Annotated in this window: 16 protein-coding genes and 1 pseudogene; 13 read left to right on the top strand and 4 right to left on the bottom strand. The window is 37.3% G+C overall.

The annotated features are described in order from the left end of the window. The first annotated feature begins 481 nt into the window (after positions 1-481). From LPAF129_RS03640 to LPAF129_RS03615, 6 genes and pseudogenes are all read left to right on the top strand, one after another. On the top strand, positions 482-1,561 hold the full coding sequence (locus LPAF129_RS03640) for a PTS sugar transporter subunit IIC (protein ID WP_244054884.1): 1,080 nt from the start codon (positions 482-484) through the stop codon (positions 1,559-1,561). Positions 1,562-2,034: 473 nt separating this feature from the next. Continuing rightward, on the top strand, positions 2,035-2,877 hold the full coding sequence (locus LPAF129_RS03635; protein ID WP_244054804.1) for a class A sortase: 843 nt from the start codon (positions 2,035-2,037) through the stop codon (positions 2,875-2,877). A gap of 37 nt (positions 2,878-2,914) precedes the next feature. After that, entirely contained in the window at positions 2,915-3,547 is a 633-nt protein-coding gene (locus LPAF129_RS03630) for a L,D-transpeptidase (RefSeq protein ID WP_244054803.1), read from the top strand. Positions 3,548-3,839: 292 nt separating this feature from the next. Next, positions 3,840-4,295: a helix-turn-helix domain-containing protein gene (locus LPAF129_RS03625; protein WP_244054802.1), complete on the top strand. Its 456-nt coding sequence runs from the start codon at positions 3,840-3,842 to the stop codon at positions 4,293-4,295. Between the two features lie 148 nt (positions 4,296-4,443). Beyond that, entirely contained in the window at positions 4,444-5,667 is a 1,224-nt protein-coding gene (locus LPAF129_RS03620) for a glycosyltransferase (RefSeq protein WP_244054801.1), read from the top strand. Between the two features lie 16 nt (positions 5,668-5,683). Beyond that, positions 5,684-6,376, top strand: a pseudogene (locus LPAF129_RS03615) (filamentation induced by cAMP protein fic). Positions 6,377-6,433: 57 nt separating this feature from the next. On the opposite strand, the gene LPAF129_RS03610 reads toward LPAF129_RS03615, so the two are convergent. The 3 genes from LPAF129_RS03610 to LPAF129_RS03600 all read right to left on the bottom strand — a co-directional run bounded on the left by LPAF129_RS03610 (position 6,434) and on the right by LPAF129_RS03600 (position 7,791). Further along, positions 6,434-6,553, bottom strand: a complete 120-nt coding sequence (locus LPAF129_RS03610; protein ID WP_244054800.1) for a putative holin-like toxin — start codon at positions 6,551-6,553, stop codon at positions 6,434-6,436. A gap of 223 nt (positions 6,554-6,776) precedes the next feature. Next, entirely contained in the window at positions 6,777-7,382 is a 606-nt protein-coding gene (locus LPAF129_RS03605; protein WP_244054799.1) for a PepSY domain-containing protein, read from the bottom strand. Positions 7,383-7,422: 40 nt separating this feature from the next. Then, on the bottom strand, positions 7,423-7,791 hold the full coding sequence (locus tag LPAF129_RS03600; RefSeq protein ID WP_244054798.1) for a hypothetical protein: 369 nt from the start codon (positions 7,789-7,791) through the stop codon (positions 7,423-7,425). A 273-nt stretch (positions 7,792-8,064) separates the two neighbouring features. On the opposite strand from LPAF129_RS03600, the gene LPAF129_RS03595 reads away from it, so the two are divergent. Beyond that, entirely contained in the window at positions 8,065-9,186 is a 1,122-nt protein-coding gene (locus LPAF129_RS03595) for a glycosyltransferase family 4 protein (protein WP_244054797.1), read from the top strand. A 46-nt stretch (positions 9,187-9,232) separates the two neighbouring features. Here the strand turns inward: LPAF129_RS03595 and LPAF129_RS03590 are convergent, their stop codons facing one another. After that, positions 9,233-9,643 (bottom strand): GtrA family protein, encoded by a 411-nt coding sequence (locus tag LPAF129_RS03590; RefSeq protein ID WP_244054796.1) that lies wholly within the window; start codon positions 9,641-9,643, stop codon positions 9,233-9,235. A 377-nt stretch (positions 9,644-10,020) separates the two neighbouring features. Here LPAF129_RS03590 and LPAF129_RS03585 point away from each other — a divergent pair, with 377 nt between their 5' ends. The 6 genes from LPAF129_RS03585 (at position 10,021) to LPAF129_RS03560 (ending at position 16,671) form a co-directional block, all read left to right on the top strand. Then, a complete protein-coding gene (locus LPAF129_RS03585; RefSeq protein ID WP_244054795.1) occupies positions 10,021-11,703 on the top strand; it encodes a putative glycosyltransferase family protein in 1,683 nt (560 codons plus the stop codon). Then, the gene (locus LPAF129_RS03580) at positions 11,691-12,623 is read left to right on the top strand and encodes a glycosyltransferase family 2 protein (protein WP_244054794.1); all 933 of its coding nucleotides are present in this window, start codon (positions 11,691-11,693) and stop codon (positions 12,621-12,623) included. Before LPAF129_RS03585 ends, LPAF129_RS03580 begins: the two co-directional genes overlap by 13 nt. Positions 12,624-13,097: 474 nt before the next feature. Then, entirely contained in the window at positions 13,098-14,285 is a 1,188-nt protein-coding gene (locus LPAF129_RS03575) for a glycosyltransferase (protein ID WP_244054793.1), read from the top strand. A 115-nt stretch (positions 14,286-14,400) separates the two neighbouring features. Continuing rightward, on the top strand, positions 14,401-15,048 hold the full coding sequence (locus tag LPAF129_RS03570; RefSeq protein WP_244054792.1) for a sugar transferase: 648 nt from the start codon (positions 14,401-14,403) through the stop codon (positions 15,046-15,048). A 20-nt stretch (positions 15,049-15,068) separates the two neighbouring features. Next, positions 15,069-15,851 (top strand): DUF4422 domain-containing protein, encoded by a 783-nt coding sequence (locus tag LPAF129_RS03565; RefSeq protein WP_244054791.1) that lies wholly within the window; start codon positions 15,069-15,071, stop codon positions 15,849-15,851. After that, entirely contained in the window at positions 15,841-16,671 is an 831-nt protein-coding gene (locus LPAF129_RS03560) for a LicD family protein (RefSeq protein ID WP_244054790.1), read from the top strand. The genes LPAF129_RS03565 and LPAF129_RS03560 overlap by 11 nt, the downstream gene beginning before the upstream one ends. The last annotated feature ends 26 nt before the right edge of the window (positions 16,672-16,697 follow it).

Here is a 16,697-nt window from a genome sequence, read left to right as displayed (position 1 = left end):
CGTTCGTCCGCAGTTGTCTTCAGAGAGACCCTGGTGGTGCAAAGGGCTGACAAGCGGAATGAACCTCTCACCTCAGACGCGGCCGGAGTGAACCCAAGTAGCCCTGGCTGGTTTGCCACCGTTATTAGGCAACTGTAAAACACAGGGTGGAACAACCCGCTTAGAAGACGAGCATTAACAAATTTTCAGGTATAATGCGTTTTTGGCATTGTGGCTGGAAATAGGTTAAGCGCAATCTTCTGGGTTGAGTAACCCGACTAAAGTGTGTTTTGCAGTTAAGCGCAAGTGCGATTTGGATCCAATCGTAGTTGTGGACCAATAGGTGGTACCGCGGAAACGCCCTATTCAAGCTAACATTAGGCTTGAGTAGGGCGTTTTTTTGTAGTCGAGTTAATTTAATATCAAATCAATCAAAAACAAAAGGAGTTGTGTGAGTATGAAAGAAGCAGTTATGGCCAAACAAGATTCACAGCAGGCAGCAATGCCGAATGCAACCGAAGAACAGATGACAGTCAAAGACTATGTCTATGCAGTTTCAGCCGGGGTGTCTAACGCCGTTTTAGTCATGTTAGGGGTTGGCTTGCTGATTCAGTCGCTCGCAAACTTTATTCACTGGGACGCGCTGTTCCAAGTGGGCGCGATTGCCCAGTGGATGTTGGCGCCGGCCTTTGGAGCCGTGATCGCCACTCAATTAAAAACAAATTCGCTCGTCATGTTTTCAGCAATGATTTCCGCCACCGTGGGGGCTAATGCCGTCTACTTTACCCAAGCAGGGGTCAATGGCGTCACCGCGACTGGTAACACAATGGCTCAAGCAGCCTCAGCCGGAATCTTCACTTCCGGTCAGCCAATTAGTGCCGTGGCAGCGGGCTTGATCGCAGCCTTGGTTGGTAAGTATTTGACCGGCAAAACACCGCTTGATATGATGCTGGTTCCACTGGGAGCTACGTTAGTTGGTGCGATTTCCGGTCTGGGTTTGGCGAGCGTTACGACGCCGGCTTTGAACTGGTTGAGTGAGTTTATCGCCCAGTCAATGAAGCTTAACCCATTGGTGGGATCGATGTGTGTGGCATTGGCCTGGTCGTTGTTCTTGATGACACCTGCGTCTTCTGCAGCGCTGGCAGTAGCGGTCATGTTAGATCCGCTGTCATCAGGAGCGGCTTTGTTGGGAACGACAGCTCAGTTTGTCGGTTTCTTGGTGATTTCTTGGCGCCAAAATAATCTGGGGGCTAACATCGCGCAGGGTTTCTTGACACCAAAGATTCAGTTCCCGAACTTGTTGATCAATCCATATTTGGCAGTGCCATCCTTTGTCTCGGCTCTGATTGCAGCACCAATTGCAGCTGTGTTCTTCAAGTTTAAGGTCAGTTATACGATTGCTGGCTTGGGGTTGAACTCGCTGATTGCGCCGATCAACCTGGCGTCGACGAATCCGCGCTTGTTGATGGTTTACTTATTAATGGGAATTGTGGTCCCAGCAGTGGTTTCACTGGTAGTATATAAACTGATGTTGAAAGTGAAATTAGTCGAGGATGGTCAGTTGCACGTGGAAGTCGTTTAAAGCTCTGAAAAACTGGCAGATAGTGGGAAAATTTTTCTCACTGATCTGCCAGTTTTTGTTGCGTTGGTGGAGCATCTGCACGGGCTTCAGTGTTAAAACCGTAGTTTGTGTACCCGGTTTTGAGATAGTTGGGTACACAAATTGATGTTACGTACTAAAGTCTGTAAAAGTTTAGTACACAAATTGGCTGTAGACATAACTATCGGAAAGTAACGTGTACAGAACAGGCTGTAGACACAACTATCGGAAAGTAACGTGTACAGAACAGGCTGTAGACGTAACTATTGGAAAGTAACGTGTACAGAACTTGTTGTAGACTCAGCTTTACAATAGGATGCTTTAGTTTTGTAAAAAGTGCTTTAATGCTAATTTTTTCTTTCTAAAAGCTTCCTAAAATTCCCTTTTCTAGTCCCCAAAATCACCCGGGCTCTGTTACAATAGAAACTAGATTAAATCAGGAAAGGTGGGCAGCAATGCAGAAGAAAAGAACATGGAAAAATAAGCTATTATTGTTAGTTTGCTTGCTAATCGCACTTCTCGCGGTAGGGGATTTAGCCTATCAACAAAATTGGCTCAATTTTCAGGGCACAGTCTTACGCTACCACCAAAAAGTCGCTTATGAACGAGCAAAACGGACGGCGAAAATGTCTTTGGCTAAGCGCCAGCAAGTTAGAGAGCAGTTAATGCGTCAGACGCAAAAAAGTCAGGGGTTAACTAAGCAAGGATTTGTGAGTGTCCCTAAGGTTGGCATTTTACAACCGGTTTTTAATGATGCTTATTCGAAAAAAGGATTAGCGGCCGGCGCGAATTACGCTAATCGTTCGCAAGCTGATCCAGCTGGTAAACGTGTGCCACGAATGGGTCAAAGTAATTACGGCTTAGCCAGTCATAATTTTTACGACGGGAAAACCGGTTTTAGTCCCCTCCAACAAAATTTGAAGCAAGATGATCCATACATAGTCGATGGTAAACGGCAAACGAATCACTGGCTAGACGGAGATAAAATTTATTTGGCTGACCAGGAAGGAATTTACGCTTACCGGATCACTGGGCAAACTGTAGTGCAAGCAACGGACATTGGTGTGTTAAATCCCACGGCTAACCCACAGGTAACCATTATTACCTGCTTATATCCAAGCACTCAGTACCGGATCATCACTCGAGGCAAATTGGTGCAGCATTATCAGTGGGAAAAAGCTCCAGCACATGTCGTCAGCTATTTTGACTTAACTAAGCAAAAAACTAATGCGCGCGTTAATTGGTATAACCCAGGCACAGAGGAAGGTGCTAATGGGGATGCTGGGGGTACAAAATAGTTTAGAAATTGGTAATAAATAAGAGAGAGGTAATATTTTGACAAAGAAAACAGTGATGAAAGTTCTGGGTGGAGTTGGTCTATGTTTAGTGGTGACTGTCGTATTAGCGATGATTTCAGATCACATCGAAAAACCACACGCACAGAAAACACCTGCCAAAGTGACTCAAACAAAAAAGAAGCCCGCTAAGGCTAAGAAGGCAGCAAAAAAAAATAACATGCGGACACCAATTGACTGGCGGAAATCGTCAGAGACAGTGGCGTATCCAGATTTGGACCAAGCCCAAGATTTTTGGATCCATGTTTCGACCAAAAAGTCGCGGGTTTATTTGATGGATGGCAAGCGCAAATTATACACCATGTATGCGTCGACCGGTGCTGGCGGTGATCAGGCAACACCAAAGGGTACTTGGTACATTGAACCAGAACGGGGCGATTTCTTCTATAATGGTGAGTCTGGCGAAGGTGCGAAGTACTGGATCTCGTTCAAGGATCACGGGGTATATCTCTTCCATTCAGTACCAACTGACCAAAATGGAAACTTTATTGAGGATGAGGCCAAGGACTTGGGTAAGAAGGCTCGTTCTCATGGCTGTGTACGTTTATCGGTTGCGGATGCTAAATGGATGTATGAGAACCTGGAGACGAATACTAAAGTAGTGATCGACTAAAAAACACAGAGCGGAGTGAAACGTTTAGAAAGTGAGCACCATCGGAAGCCAGGAGTTAATGCGTTTTAGACATTGACCCTGAGTTTAGATAGGCGGAACTTTCTGTTTCACAAAACTCGACTAAAAACACAGAGCGGAGCAACTCGGTAGAAGACGAGCACTATCCTGGCCTGACACTAGGGCGCGTTTTTGGCGCCGTAGTGTTGGGACGAGATAGGCGGAATCTTCTGAGTTGAGTAGCTCGACTAACACCACATAATTCGACCAGAACAAGAAACGGGGGGAACCATTTGTGGGAAAACTAGGAATTTTAGGTGACGCCAGCAATGAGAAACGTAACCAGCGGATCATGAAGCTACGCAATGCTTTTAACGATGAACAAGTTAATACGCTCCAAGAAGCAGCTCAGTTAACGGGCTACACGGTTAATACAGTCGCTAAGTGGGCTCGCGATGGCGATATTCCATTAGTGGATGAACAAACGAATCAGCCAGTTGTAACGCTGACAGCGGCCAATCAGAGACGAATCAACGAACAACGACAAATTGAGCATTTAAATTACCTTAGTATGATTTTCAATAAACAAGAAGCTATTACTATTGCAGCCTGTGCCCAAAAGATGGGTTACCCAGAACAAACGATTATTTCCTGGGCCAAGGAAGGCGACGTCCCGTTGTTGCTTGGTGCTGGGTATGGTAATCAGACCGTGGTGCCGTTAAATGATACTAATACCCCGGCATGGGCGTAAGTAATATTAGAAATTAATGATGCTTGAAGAAAAGTGAAAAGAAAACTAGAACAAATGTAGTTTATCTGCTAGAAACATTAGGAGTTTCAATTACTAAAATCAAAAAAGAACTAAAAAACAAGAAAGAAGCAAGGAGACTAGTCGTACGATGGAAAAAAGTATCGCAATTATTGGGTTTAACATTTTTTCTGCAGGTGGGACAACTCGAAGTAATTTGAATAATATTCATGATTTTTTAGCTGCTGGATACCAAGTTCATTACTATAACTTTCGTGAGTTTAAAAAAATAGATGTTGTTAAGCTAATTCGGGAAAATAGTTTTTTAGAAGGTGCATATTTTCATGAAGTTAAGGATATTCAAGATGATTTAGAGGGGGATACGGTTTTCATTACACGTGAGGGCTTCTTTCCACTAGCTAAATATATCCGTTATAATTATCCTGACAAAGTTGTGATTGGTGAAATGCATGCGGCATTGCCGATGGACGATAAAATGGATCTTGAGCCTAATTTCCCGTACTTCCATTATGTTCGTGTGGCTACTAAATCCATCCAAGATTTTATTCGTAATGAGTATCATTTTGATCGCACCTATGTACAAACTGTTAGTTTGAGCCATTTGAGCACTAAAGAAAATCCTAATTTTAAAACCTCTCGACGTGATGCGTATGGAAATGCTAATTTTTTAGTTAATTCTCGTTTTGATCCACAAAAAGACATTCCATATGCAATCAAACTAATGGACTGTTTAGTCAATAAGATGGGCCACCGAGATTTTCGTTTCTTTGTTAATGGTTATGGGCCAAGTCAGACGATGATTAAAAAATTGATTGAACATTATAATTTGACAGACTATGTCTTTATGAATGAAAGCCAACCAGACAATTATATGTATCTATCAACGGCTAAAGTTGAAACCTTGGGTTATTCGATTGCTGAAGAGTTTGCAAAAGGCCATGCGATTGTTGTGTATGCGGGTGATGATGGAGTTGTTCGCGAAAACTACGAAAATTTCCATAATTGTTTATGGATTACTAAGGATATTGCAGACGACTCGCAAAAAGTCTTACAATTTGCTGACCAGGAAAATTCGCTAGAAGGCTATCGTGCAAATCTAAATTATTTAGCACCACTTACTGATAGCTATGTTAAATATTTCGAAGAAAATACTGCGCTGGCTAAGGAGACACAAAAGCCTGATAAAGTAATTAGCTTAGACGAGTTATTAGATAAGATTGAGACAACATCTTTAGCGGATGAGTTAACGAAATATCGAAAAATTTATTATAAGATTAAGAAATGGCCAATTATTGGATCAATTATTTCCAATGAAAAATTAAAGACGGCTGCAAGGAAAGTTCTGTCGCGTTAGTAGAGGGAAGCTAAAGATGACTAAAGAGCAATTATATTCCAATCAATATCAATTTACTCCTGCTGAAAATCGGCGCTTTACCCGGGCTAATTTGACTAAATTAGTGTATACGAATGCACGTTTTGAAGGTGTGAAGCTGACTCTAGCACAAACGCAAACGGTTCTGGATGGAGTCAGTGTAGCAGGAGTGCCTGTCTCTGATATATTAACGCTTGTTAATTTGAAACGAGCCTGGTTGGTTGCTCTGGACCAGAAGGGACCGCTAACGTTGGAGTTGGAAAAGCAACTGAACAAACTGGTCGCGGCGGAAGATACGGCTTTTGCTGGCGAACTGCGTCAACGACAAGGTGGGGTCAGCTTAGGTGGTGGAGAAATTTTTGCACAACCACTGATTGACAAACAACAGGAAGCACTATTTTTACAACAAATCTTAACAAACTAGTATACCACGACAATGGACCAAGCATTGACGATGATGTGTCATAACATCCGCCAACAAATTTTTGGGGACGGTAACAAACGGACAGCGATGATCGGTGCCAATAAAATCATGATCGATGGCGGAGCAGGTTTGCTCAATGTTCCATTGAATCAGTGGGAGCACTGGAATAATTTGATGATTGATTATTACCGGACAAATGATATGACTAGGGTCAAACAGTGGACATATGAATATGCGATTCAAGGTGTGGAAGTACGGCAGGCCTAGTGTTACAATATGAGTGTTACTAAACGATAGCAGTAGTGAAACTTAATCCATCAGCCGCTAAAGCAAAGATGGATTATTTTTTTGCTGATTTTTGATCAGCTCAACAACTAATGTAATCAGACTAATGATCAAAAGACCAAAAGTCAGCATCAGCTGTATGGCGTCTGCAACAGGCACCGCGCTACTCCTTTCATTAGAATTTTGAACGAATCCTTTGATGTGTATTACACCATCGGCATCACTCTCCTTCGAAAAGGCTAGCTACCATCTCAACTTCCCTATTAAGTTTTATTATCCGATTGGAATTTGAAAAATCTTAGCAGACAAATAGATAGAAAAGGGCCCTGCAAGAATGTTAGATTACATTCTTAGCAGGACCTTTTCTTATGAAACAAGCAGGTTAGTCGTCGATCTCACTGGTTTCTTTGGAAAGAAATTTTCCGCTTTGAGCGTCGATGTTAACCTCGACCTTTTTATCAGCCTGTTTAAAGTTAACTTCCCAGTAGGTAATCCCGAGCGACTGGTCAAGAGAAACCTCAGTCACTGTCCCTGATTTGACCTTCTTTTGCGCAGCCTTAACTGCTTGTTTAACGGTTAAGAGTTTCTTGGTCTGGATCTTTTTTTCGGTACGTTTAACACCCTTTTGTTCCACGGGGTCTAAGGTGTCGGTATCAGTGTTGATGATTTTTTTCGAATTAGCATCAATTTTAAGTTCGTGTTCTTTTTTATCGCCGACTCCCTCAACTTCATAATAATATTTATCATGCTTTTTCTCGAGAGAAAGAGACTTCACGTCAGTCTCAGCATATTTATCCGTGAAGACTTTGATTGCCTGGTTAGCCGTGACTTTAACTTTGGTAATGGCTTGAGTTTTGTTGACGGTTTTGGCAGCAACAGTTGGAATGACGTTTAATTGGCTGTCTGCTGGCTGGGTGGAGAAGTTGAAGAATAAAGCGCCACTGCAAGCAGCTAACAAGATTAAATTAGTTGACTTGTAGATTTTCAAAGTTAACATCCTTTCGTATGACAACGTGACAAACTAACAATTACGGTTTAGGCGGTTCTGGAGCATCATCTGGCTCTGGAGCTTCTGGTTTTGGCTCCGGTGCTGGTGGAGTTGGACGGTCAGCTAGTTTGGCTTGAATAGCTGCCAAATTTTCGTTGACTTCCACTAGCAAATCATGTTCATCTTGGGCTTGTTTTTCACGTTGCTCGGCCAAAAAATGAACAGGACCGGCTGGTTCATGATGAGGATGACAATGGCCGCGATGGTGCAAGTTATGCTTCCCCTTGGCGCCTAAACGAAGGGCGATGAGCGGTAAAGCGATGGCGGCATGAATTGCAGTGGCAAAAACAACACCACTGACAAAACCAACAACTTGAGCATGTTCAACTTTAGCTTGCGAATCTTTCATAGCTGATTCCTCCTTGGACATCTTGCATGACTGCCTTACTAACGTTAACTGTCAGTGAATTCTTGTTACATGTCTATCATAACAAGAAATTGGGGCGGTTAAAAGAAAAGGGAATTGGAGAATTTTTGATAGATAAAAGGAGTATGATTGTTAAGATAACATTCTAAATAAAGCTCGAGTGAGAAATATTGACTTTAATATGGTATGATTAACTTCGATATATACTCATAAAAAAGTATTGTATTACACAAAAAAATTAAGGACTGCTATCTTATGTATAAAATTTTTGCGGCACTTTTTGCAACGATGATTATTTCAGCAATCTTGGTTCCTTTTGTTCGAAAATTTGCTATTAAGGTCGGAGCTGTTGATAAGCCAAATGCAAGACGGGTTAACTCAAGACCGATGCCGACTCTAGGTGGATTGGCAATTTTTATTGCTTTTAATTTAACTAATTTTCTTTTTTTAAGAACACAATATCCACAACGACAGTTGTTTGCGTTGTTTTTGGCAGAATGTATTATTATTTTAACCGGTGTTATTGATGATATTTATGAATTAAAGCCGAAGCAAAAATTATTAGGGATTGTTGTTGCAGCGTTGGTAGTTTATTATATTGCTGGGATTAAAATGACCACTTTTTCGATCCCCTTCATAGGACTTTTTCAGCTAAAGTGGCTTAGTATGCCAGTCACGCTGATTTGGATCGTGGCGATTACTAATGCGATTAATCTATTAGATGGCCTAGACGGTTTAGCGACAGGGGTCTCAATTATTGCCTTAACTACCAGTGCGATTACTAGTTTTTTCTTTCTTAATAATGTGGGTGTCTTTGTGTCAATTATGATGTTGACATTAGTCGCGGCAATGGTTGGCTTCTTGCCCTATAATTTTAATCCAGCACGAATTTTCTTAGGCGATACTGGGGCACTTTTTATTGGCTTTATGATTTCTATTTTTTCTTTATATGGCCTAAAAAACGCTACATTCATTAGTTTAATTATCCCAATTATTATTCTGGGCGTTCCCATTACTGATACAGTGTATGCTATTTTGCGTCGGATACTCAATAAGAAGCCAATTTTCGAAGCAGATAAACATCACTTACATCATCGCTTAATGCAAATGGGATTAACACATCGGCAAACTGTGCTAGTTATTTATGGAATTGCATTAATTTTTTCCTTTATCTCGCTACTATTCCCGTTATCTAGTTTCTGGGGTTCAGTAGCGCTGATCATTGCAACCTTATTAGGCTTAGAGCTGTTTGTGGAGGCAATTGGGCTAGTAGGTAGTGGTCGTCAACCGCTATTACATTTAATAAAGAGGATGGTTATCAGTTCTTCAGATACTAAGGAATTATACAAATCTCATCATAAAAATAATAGACGATAAGAAAATGGCGTCATCTTCCATGATACTTAGGAGATGACGTCATAATTTATATCTTTCTTTCCGTAAAAACAAACCAGCGGCTAACGAGATAATTAACAATACCGACAACAGTATTGTCAAAGAGTTTAACTAGAAAAGAATTGTAATTCAGTACTTTAATTCCAAGCCAAATAATAATTAAGTCTAAACCTAGTGCAAGTAATCGAACGACTAAAAAAGACCCTAATTCTTGTAATAATTGAACCATACCATGATATTGAGTTGAAAATACTAGAAATTTATTTGAAAAGTAGGTCACAAGTACTGCTAACAGCCAAGCAATAACATTTCCGGTTTGATAATGCCACCCAATTTTGATGCAAAACATAAAGGTACCAATGTTGACTAGTGTGGCTACTCCACCCCAAAAAAAATAAATTAGAAATGTTTGATGTTTTTTAAAAAATTCACTGAACATGTTGAAAGGTTCCTTTCAATTAGTTATTAATGCTTGAAATAACTTTGTAGACATAGTTATTATAATACTGTATTATACCGTATCTGCAGATTGATGAATGTTAAAGATTGACTAAAATGTTTTAGTATTTAAATTGGGTATCAACCTAATGTTAACTTTAAATATCAAATACTAAGTCGTGATACATAAATTTTAGGGGGATTTTAGGACAAGCAATAAGTAAAGTATTATAATGTAAAAACGATACTAGTACAAGTTTCGGTGTTATTTTGAAAAATAAATTAGGTTAACTAAGGAGTAACGCTAATGTCTCACAGGTTAAAAAAATCCAGTTTAAAAATAATTTTCTGGTAGTCATTTTGTTCTTCGTTGTTGCAATGATGAGTGTATATCCTTTATATCATACAGGATATATTACAGGGGTTGCTTCAGATGCAGCTTTTCATTTTTCTAGGGTTGAACAAATCTTTGATAATTTAAAAAGAGGGAGTTTATCAACATTTATTGCGACGGATACATTTCACCATACTGGTGTGGGTTCGTTTTTATTCTATCCAACTATATTTTTATATCCTTGGGCATTTTTAAGATTCTTTTTAAATCCAGTAGCTGCTTTTTATAGCTGGTATGGTTTGCTTGTATTTGTTTCTTTATTGATCAGCTATTTTTCAATGAAAAGTTTTTCTAAAAATAATTTGCGAAGTTTGATGTTTGCATTTCTGTATACTTTTGCGATGTATAAATTACGTTTGGGAATGCTGTACTTTGTTTTAGGAGAGTTTATAGCAAGTACTTTTTTACCGTTGGCTTTTTTAGGGTTCTACCATGTTTTTTGGGGGGATTCTAGAAAATGGCCTGAACTGGTTATTGGAATTACCTTGGTTGGGTATAGTCATTTTTTGAGTTTGTTTTTAACAGTAATAATTTTTTCAATTCTTTTAATTTGTAAACTAGCTATGGTTCGAAGAATTGAGATAAAAAGATTGTTTGCTCTGCTGAAAAGTGTTGGCTTAACAATTTTAACATTGGGATTTATAGTTTGGCCGTTTTTAACAGATTATATCGGTAAAAACTTAAAGTCACCGCCTCGTGGAGCCTGGTATGTTGCTTCAATTAGTGACTTGGTTAACAGGTCATTAACTAACAATATTTTTACTGCCTATAATATTGGATTCTTTCTTATAGTAGGGGTATTAATTGGATGGTATTTTGTAAAAAAAGATTTGAAAGAGCTATACATTTATTTGGTTGGTTTGGCGCTATTGTTAGTTAGCACTACATTTTTTCCATGGGAGAGTGTAAAAAACGGAATTTTAGGCACTATTCAATTTCCATATCGACTACACATATTTGCGTCACTTATGTTAGCAATATCTGCTTCATTTATGTTAGAAAAAATGTTGACAAGAAAAAATAATAAGGAAAAGTCATTTTTAATCATGTGTTTGTTAGTGTTATTTGCCATAAATTATGTGTCTATTGTTAACACAGTAGTCAATCCAGCACGAGTAGAATCTGCTGAATACTTACAACCCAATAAGTCTGAAATTATCCGTGCTCTAGATCCACATAAACTGATAAAAGTTGATCAAAATAATTTTGCTAATATTTTTCAATATGGGGCCACATTCGGTGAAAGTGATTATTATCCCCAGTCCGCAATAAATAGTGAGGGTGTTCCGGGATATATGGGTAAGCAAGAAAAAATAATGCAGAATATAATGTATATTAATGATAAACCCAAAAAGGTGCATCCAATTGTAGAATCTAATAAGTTAAAATATGTTGTTAAAGTTAAAAATCAAACTATGCTAAACTTGCCAGTAGTTGCTTATTCAGACACTACTGTAACAATAAATGGAGTGCAGTCTAAGTTTGTGACTAGCAAGCGTGGAACAGTTGCTGTAAAAATTAACTCTGGGGTTAACAAAATTACAGTTGGATATCGGCCTCAAACATTTTTTTATGTGTTATTGACCATTGCAATAATTATTTGGATCTTTCTAATATATTCGGTTAGTTTGATTCACATCAAAGGAGAAGAAGAATGTCTAAATTAATTTCTTTAGTTGTACCTTGTTTTAATGAAGAAGAAACTATTCCGTTATTTTTTAAAACTGTTGAAGAGGTCAAACCAAGTTTAAGAGGTTATAAAATAGAGTATTTATTTGTAAATGATGGGTCAAAAGATCAAACGTTAACCGTTTTACGTCAGTTGCATGCAAAATATGAACAGTCAGTACACTATGTTTCTTTTTCACGTAATTTTGGTAAGGAGGCTGCCTTATATGCCGGGCTTCAGGCAGCAAAAGGCGATTATGTGGCAGTAATGGACGCTGACTTACAGGATCCACCAGAACAGTTAGTGGAAATGTTAGCGGGAATTGAAGACGAGGGTTATGATATTGTTGGAACAAGACGTGTTGACCGTAAAGGTGAGCCGGTTATTCGCTCCTTTTTTTCAAACATGTTTTATAACGTCATTAACAAAATGTCTGATACTCAATTTTTAAATGGTGTTAGAGATTTTCGGTTAATGACAAGACAAGTTGTTGATGCAATTTTACAAATGTCTGAATATAATCGTTTTTCAAAGGGACTTTTTAGTTGGGTTGGTTTTAACACTAAATATTTGGAATATTCTAATGTTGATCGGGTAGCGGGTGAAACATCTTGGTCTTTTTGGGGGTTATTCAAATATTCTCTAGAAGGAATTATCAATTTTTCGGAGACACCGTTAGCGTTGGCTTCATATACGGGATTGTTTTCATGCCTAGGTTCAATCATTGCAATTATTTTTATTGTATTTAGAAAATTGATTTATGGTGGTAGTGTAAATGGTTGGGCATCGTTAATTTCTATTGTATTGTTTATCGGAGGACTACAGTTATTTTGTTTAGGAATTGTAGGGAGATATATTGGTAATATATATTTGGAAGTTAAGAACCGTCCATTATATATTATTCAAGAGAAAAAATAATTTTAAGGAAATACTGGGCCTGGAAGAGATTTATATGGTGAAAATGGAATCATTTTATTAAAAAAAGAAGATTGCATAATATTAAAATTACTGGAATTAATGTTAGTGAAATGTATTAGTTGAGCCTGTTTAAAGACATTGAAAACAAAAAATCATTGGGAGCTTTGTCAGAAATTTATTTGTCTACAGGGAAACATCGAATTGCTTTGAGTTTAATTTTATTAATGCATAACCAGTTAGAGATTTAGAAAAGTTAGGAACATATTATGAAGTTACTTAATTTGGAAAATGTAATCAATTATGTCGTTATACCGTTGATCTAAGGAAGGTATATCAAACTGTACTTCCAAATAGTGATATAATGCATATATACCTAGATTCATTGCATAAACTCTTTCCAATTGATAAAGAAGAAGGATTTAGTTGGGATATTCGTAATGCAATGATACAAAAAAGTTTTAGTCTAGAAAAAAATTGTCAAAAAATTATGGAAAATTTATCGGATTAAAGGGAGTTCATATGAAAAATATACTTGTAATAGTTCCTCATTTAAAAGAGGGAGGAGGCTTAACAGAATTTGTTAGACATTTGTACACTGGGTTAGTAAACAACAAAAGTTATCATGTTGTCATTATTACTGAGGCTACATTGCCAGAAACAAGAATACCTAAGTTTTCTGATAAAATAAAAATAATAAAAGCCCCTGCTGTAACTAAGATTAAAGACTATGTTAATTTTTGGAATAGAGTAGCACATAATTCGAATAAATATGACTATGTACATTTTCATACAGATAGTCTAACGAAGTTTTATCCATACTTTGTAATGAGAAATAAAGAAAATGTTATAGTTCATTCACATAGCTCAACAAATGAAAGAATTACAAAAAATGTAATAAAAAGAATGTTACACAAGATTGGGAAAAGAATAGTTCATAAGGGTAAATTTAAAAAATTTGCTTGCTCAAATTTTGCGGCAAAGTGGCTGTTTAATGATGATAGTTATATACAAGTTAATAATGCAATTGATCTAGAAAAATTTAAATTTGATAAAAATCAGAGAAAAAAAATTGAAGAAGAATTCAATTTAAAAGGAAAGACAGTTTACGGACATGTAGGGCGGTTCTTACCAGTTAAAAATCAATCTCGGGTTGTAGAAATATTTGCAAAAATTTATTCATTGGATCGTGATTCAGTGTTATTTTTTTTTGGTGAAGGTGGAGAAAGAACGCAAGTTGAATATCTAGTAAAAAGCCTTGGACTAGAAGATGTAGTCTATTTTATGGGGTTTAGACAGGATGTTAATCGATTTTTAAATGTTCTCGATTGGATCATCTTTCCATCACTATATGAGGGACTACCAATTACTCTAATTGAGGCTCAAGCAAACGGAGTTAACGTTTTATTCTCAGATACTATTACAACGCAAGTTAAACTATTAGAAACATCAAAATCATTTTCACTGAGCGAGGATAATAGTGTAGTAGCAGACAGAATGCTACATGTTAAATTAGAAACTAACAAACGAATACTAGCATGTTCATTTTTAAAAGAAAAGGGTTATGATTTAAATGATCTAGTTCAAGATATGCACGAATTTTATTCAACTTATGATCATGCTGGATGGAATAGAAAAACCATCTATGAAGTAAAAGAAAATTAGACGTGATTTGCTAAATAAATTACCTCGTATTATAATAACTTCTGTTTAAAAAGACTGAAGTAAAATAAGGTTAGGCGTCGCATTTTGAAGCCTAAATGAATTAAGGAGAATCTTAATGGAACAAGAAAACGCCCCAGCCCACTTAAGTGGCGGATATTTATTTGTAAAACGCGTTTTTGACATCTTAATAGCATTGGTTGCGCTAATCTGTTTAATTCCTGTTTTTTTAATTTTATGGTTTTTCTATCAGAGCGGTGACAATAAAGGGCCAATGTTTTTTAAACAAGAAAGAATTGGTAAGAATGGCAAAGTCTTTTTCATTTACAAGTTACGTTCAATGGTTGTTAATGCTGATCAAAAATTGAAAAATAATACCGAATTGTATAATTTGTATGTCAAAAGCAGTTATAAGCTGCCACCAGAGAAGGATCCCAGAATTACTAGGTTTGGTAGATTCTTACGAAAGACCTCCTTTGATGAATTACCACAATTTCTGAACATTTTAAAAGGTGAGATGTCATTAATTGGACCTCGTCCGGTAGTGAAAGAAGAGCTAAAAGAATACGGTTCTAGACAACAGAAGTTTTTATCTGTAACACCAGGCGCAATGGGATATTGGCAGGCATCTGGGAGAAGTAATATTACTTACCCTAAAAGATGTGAAATTGAGTTGTACTATGTGGATCATGCGTCTTTGATGTTTGATTGTAAGATTTTATTCAAAAATATCGTTAGCATTTTTAAAGCAGATGGTGCATATTAGCTAATTAGGAGAAATTTTAGATGAAAACTGAATTGTATGTAGTAAGTCATAAGAGAGCACGAATGCCCCAGGAAAAAATTTATTTGCCGTTGCAAGTTGGTCCGGCAAGTGAAAATTTTCCTGGCTTTTTGAGAGACAACACGGAAATCAATATTGCTAGTAAAAATGGTAGTTATTGTGAATTAACCGCACAGTATTGGGCTGCTAAGAATCGAAAGGCTGATATAAAGGGGCTTGTTCATTATCGGCGTTTCTTTTCGAATGGAAGTTCACATTTTTTTTCGACTGTTAATCAAAAATTTTCCAATGTTTTATCTGGTCATAAGCTAGATAAAATTATGAGTGAATATGATATGATTTTACCAAAGAAAAGAAACTATTATATTGAAACTTCATGGTCTCATTATGAACATGTTCACCATATTGAAGATTTGCAAATAACTCGCGATGTTTTAGTGGAACTCTATCCAGAGTATGTGCCTTTTTTTGATCAAACCGTTAATCGTAAATCTGCGCACATGTTTAATATGTTGATTGCTAAAGCTAATATTTTTAATGAATATACAGATTGGTTGATTAAAGTTTTGTCTGAAGTTGAGAAACGGACTAACATTACTGACTATACCCCCTACGAGAAAAGATTGTATGGTTTTTTGGGCGAGTTACTGCTTGATGTGTGGGTAGAAAAGAATCAAATAAAATATACGGAATTACCAGTAATGTTTATGGGTAAGCAACATTGGATCAAAAAAATTGCTAGTTTTTTGTGGCGTAAATTTCGGGGGAATCCAAATGACCGTTAACTTAGATGATCGTAAAATCTTACAACATGCAGAAAAAGAGTTAGTGATTGTTTTTGCTGATTTTTGTCAACAGCATGATTTACAATATTTTATTATGGGTGGAACTTTATTAGGTGCAGTTCGGCACCAAGGTTTTATTCCTTGGGATGATGACATTGATGTTGGGATGCCACGTCCTGATTATGAAAAATTTCAAGAGTTACTTGCGAAACGTGAAAATAAGTTAGCAGATTTCCCGTTTAGAACATTTAAGAACTCCGATACAACCGAATATGTTGCACGCCTGGAGAATCCTCATACTAAGATTGTTGATCGCTCTGCGGTTGTAGCAGAGCAAAGAAATTCATGGATGGATATTTTCCCCTTAGATGGAATGCCTAAAAGTAAGTTGTTACGTAAAATTCACGGGCTAAATTTACTGCGGTTGCGTTTGTTGTTAAAGTATTCTGAATTTGATCGAGTTAGTGTTAATATGACGGAACGGCCGTTAATTGAAAAAGTATTTATTAAATTAGGACAATTTATTCAGCCAGAAAAAAGACTAGACACAAAGCAATGTTTAGTTAATTTAGACCATGCTTTACAACGTTTTCCGTACGGGAGGGCAACTTATGTCGTTAATTTTATGGGTGCGTATAAACTTAACGAGATGTTTCCTAAACAGTTTTATTTGAAAGGTCAAGTGTACGCCTTTGACGATCTCCAATTATACGGAACAAGTTATTCAGATGAAATTCTATCGCAAATGTATGGTTCAAATTATATGGAACCACCATCTGAACAAGTTAAAAATAAACATTTTACAGAAATAGTGAAATAAAATTATAAGGGAGCGAAACTAAACCA

The organism is Ligilactobacillus pabuli, assembly GCF_022836475.1.
Lineage (GTDB): Bacteria > Bacillota > Bacilli > Lactobacillales > Lactobacillaceae > Ligilactobacillus > Ligilactobacillus pabuli.
This window is presented reverse-complemented; position numbering and strand designations above follow the sequence as displayed.

Excerpts from the sequence above, each read along its gene's own strand:
- LPAF129_RS03640 (WP_244054884.1), top strand. The coding sequence starts at position 482 with ATGCCGAATGCAACCGAAGAACAGATGACAGTCAAAGACTATGTCTAT.
- LPAF129_RS03560 (WP_244054790.1), top strand. The coding sequence starts at position 15,841 with ATGACCGTTAACTTAGATGATCGTAAAATCTTACAACATGCAGAAAAA.
- LPAF129_RS03620 (WP_244054801.1), top strand. The coding sequence starts at position 4,444 with ATGGAAAAAAGTATCGCAATTATTGGGTTTAACATTTTTTCTGCAGGT.
- LPAF129_RS03565 (WP_244054791.1), top strand. The coding sequence starts at position 15,069 with ATGAAAACTGAATTGTATGTAGTAAGTCATAAGAGAGCACGAATGCCC.
- LPAF129_RS03570 (WP_244054792.1), top strand. The coding sequence starts at position 14,401 with ATGGAACAAGAAAACGCCCCAGCCCACTTAAGTGGCGGATATTTATTT.
- LPAF129_RS03580 (WP_244054794.1), top strand. The coding sequence starts at position 11,691 with ATGTCTAAATTAATTTCTTTAGTTGTACCTTGTTTTAATGAAGAAGAA.
- LPAF129_RS03595 (WP_244054797.1), top strand. The coding sequence starts at position 8,065 with ATGTATAAAATTTTTGCGGCACTTTTTGCAACGATGATTATTTCAGCA.
- LPAF129_RS03590 (WP_244054796.1), bottom strand. The coding sequence starts at position 9,643 with ATGTTCAGTGAATTTTTTAAAAAACATCAAACATTTCTAATTTATTTT.
- LPAF129_RS03600 (WP_244054798.1), bottom strand. The coding sequence starts at position 7,791 with ATGAAAGATTCGCAAGCTAAAGTTGAACATGCTCAAGTTGTTGGTTTT.
- LPAF129_RS03635 (WP_244054804.1), top strand. The coding sequence starts at position 2,035 with ATGCAGAAGAAAAGAACATGGAAAAATAAGCTATTATTGTTAGTTTGC.
- LPAF129_RS03585 (WP_244054795.1), top strand. The coding sequence starts at position 10,021 with ATGATGAGTGTATATCCTTTATATCATACAGGATATATTACAGGGGTT.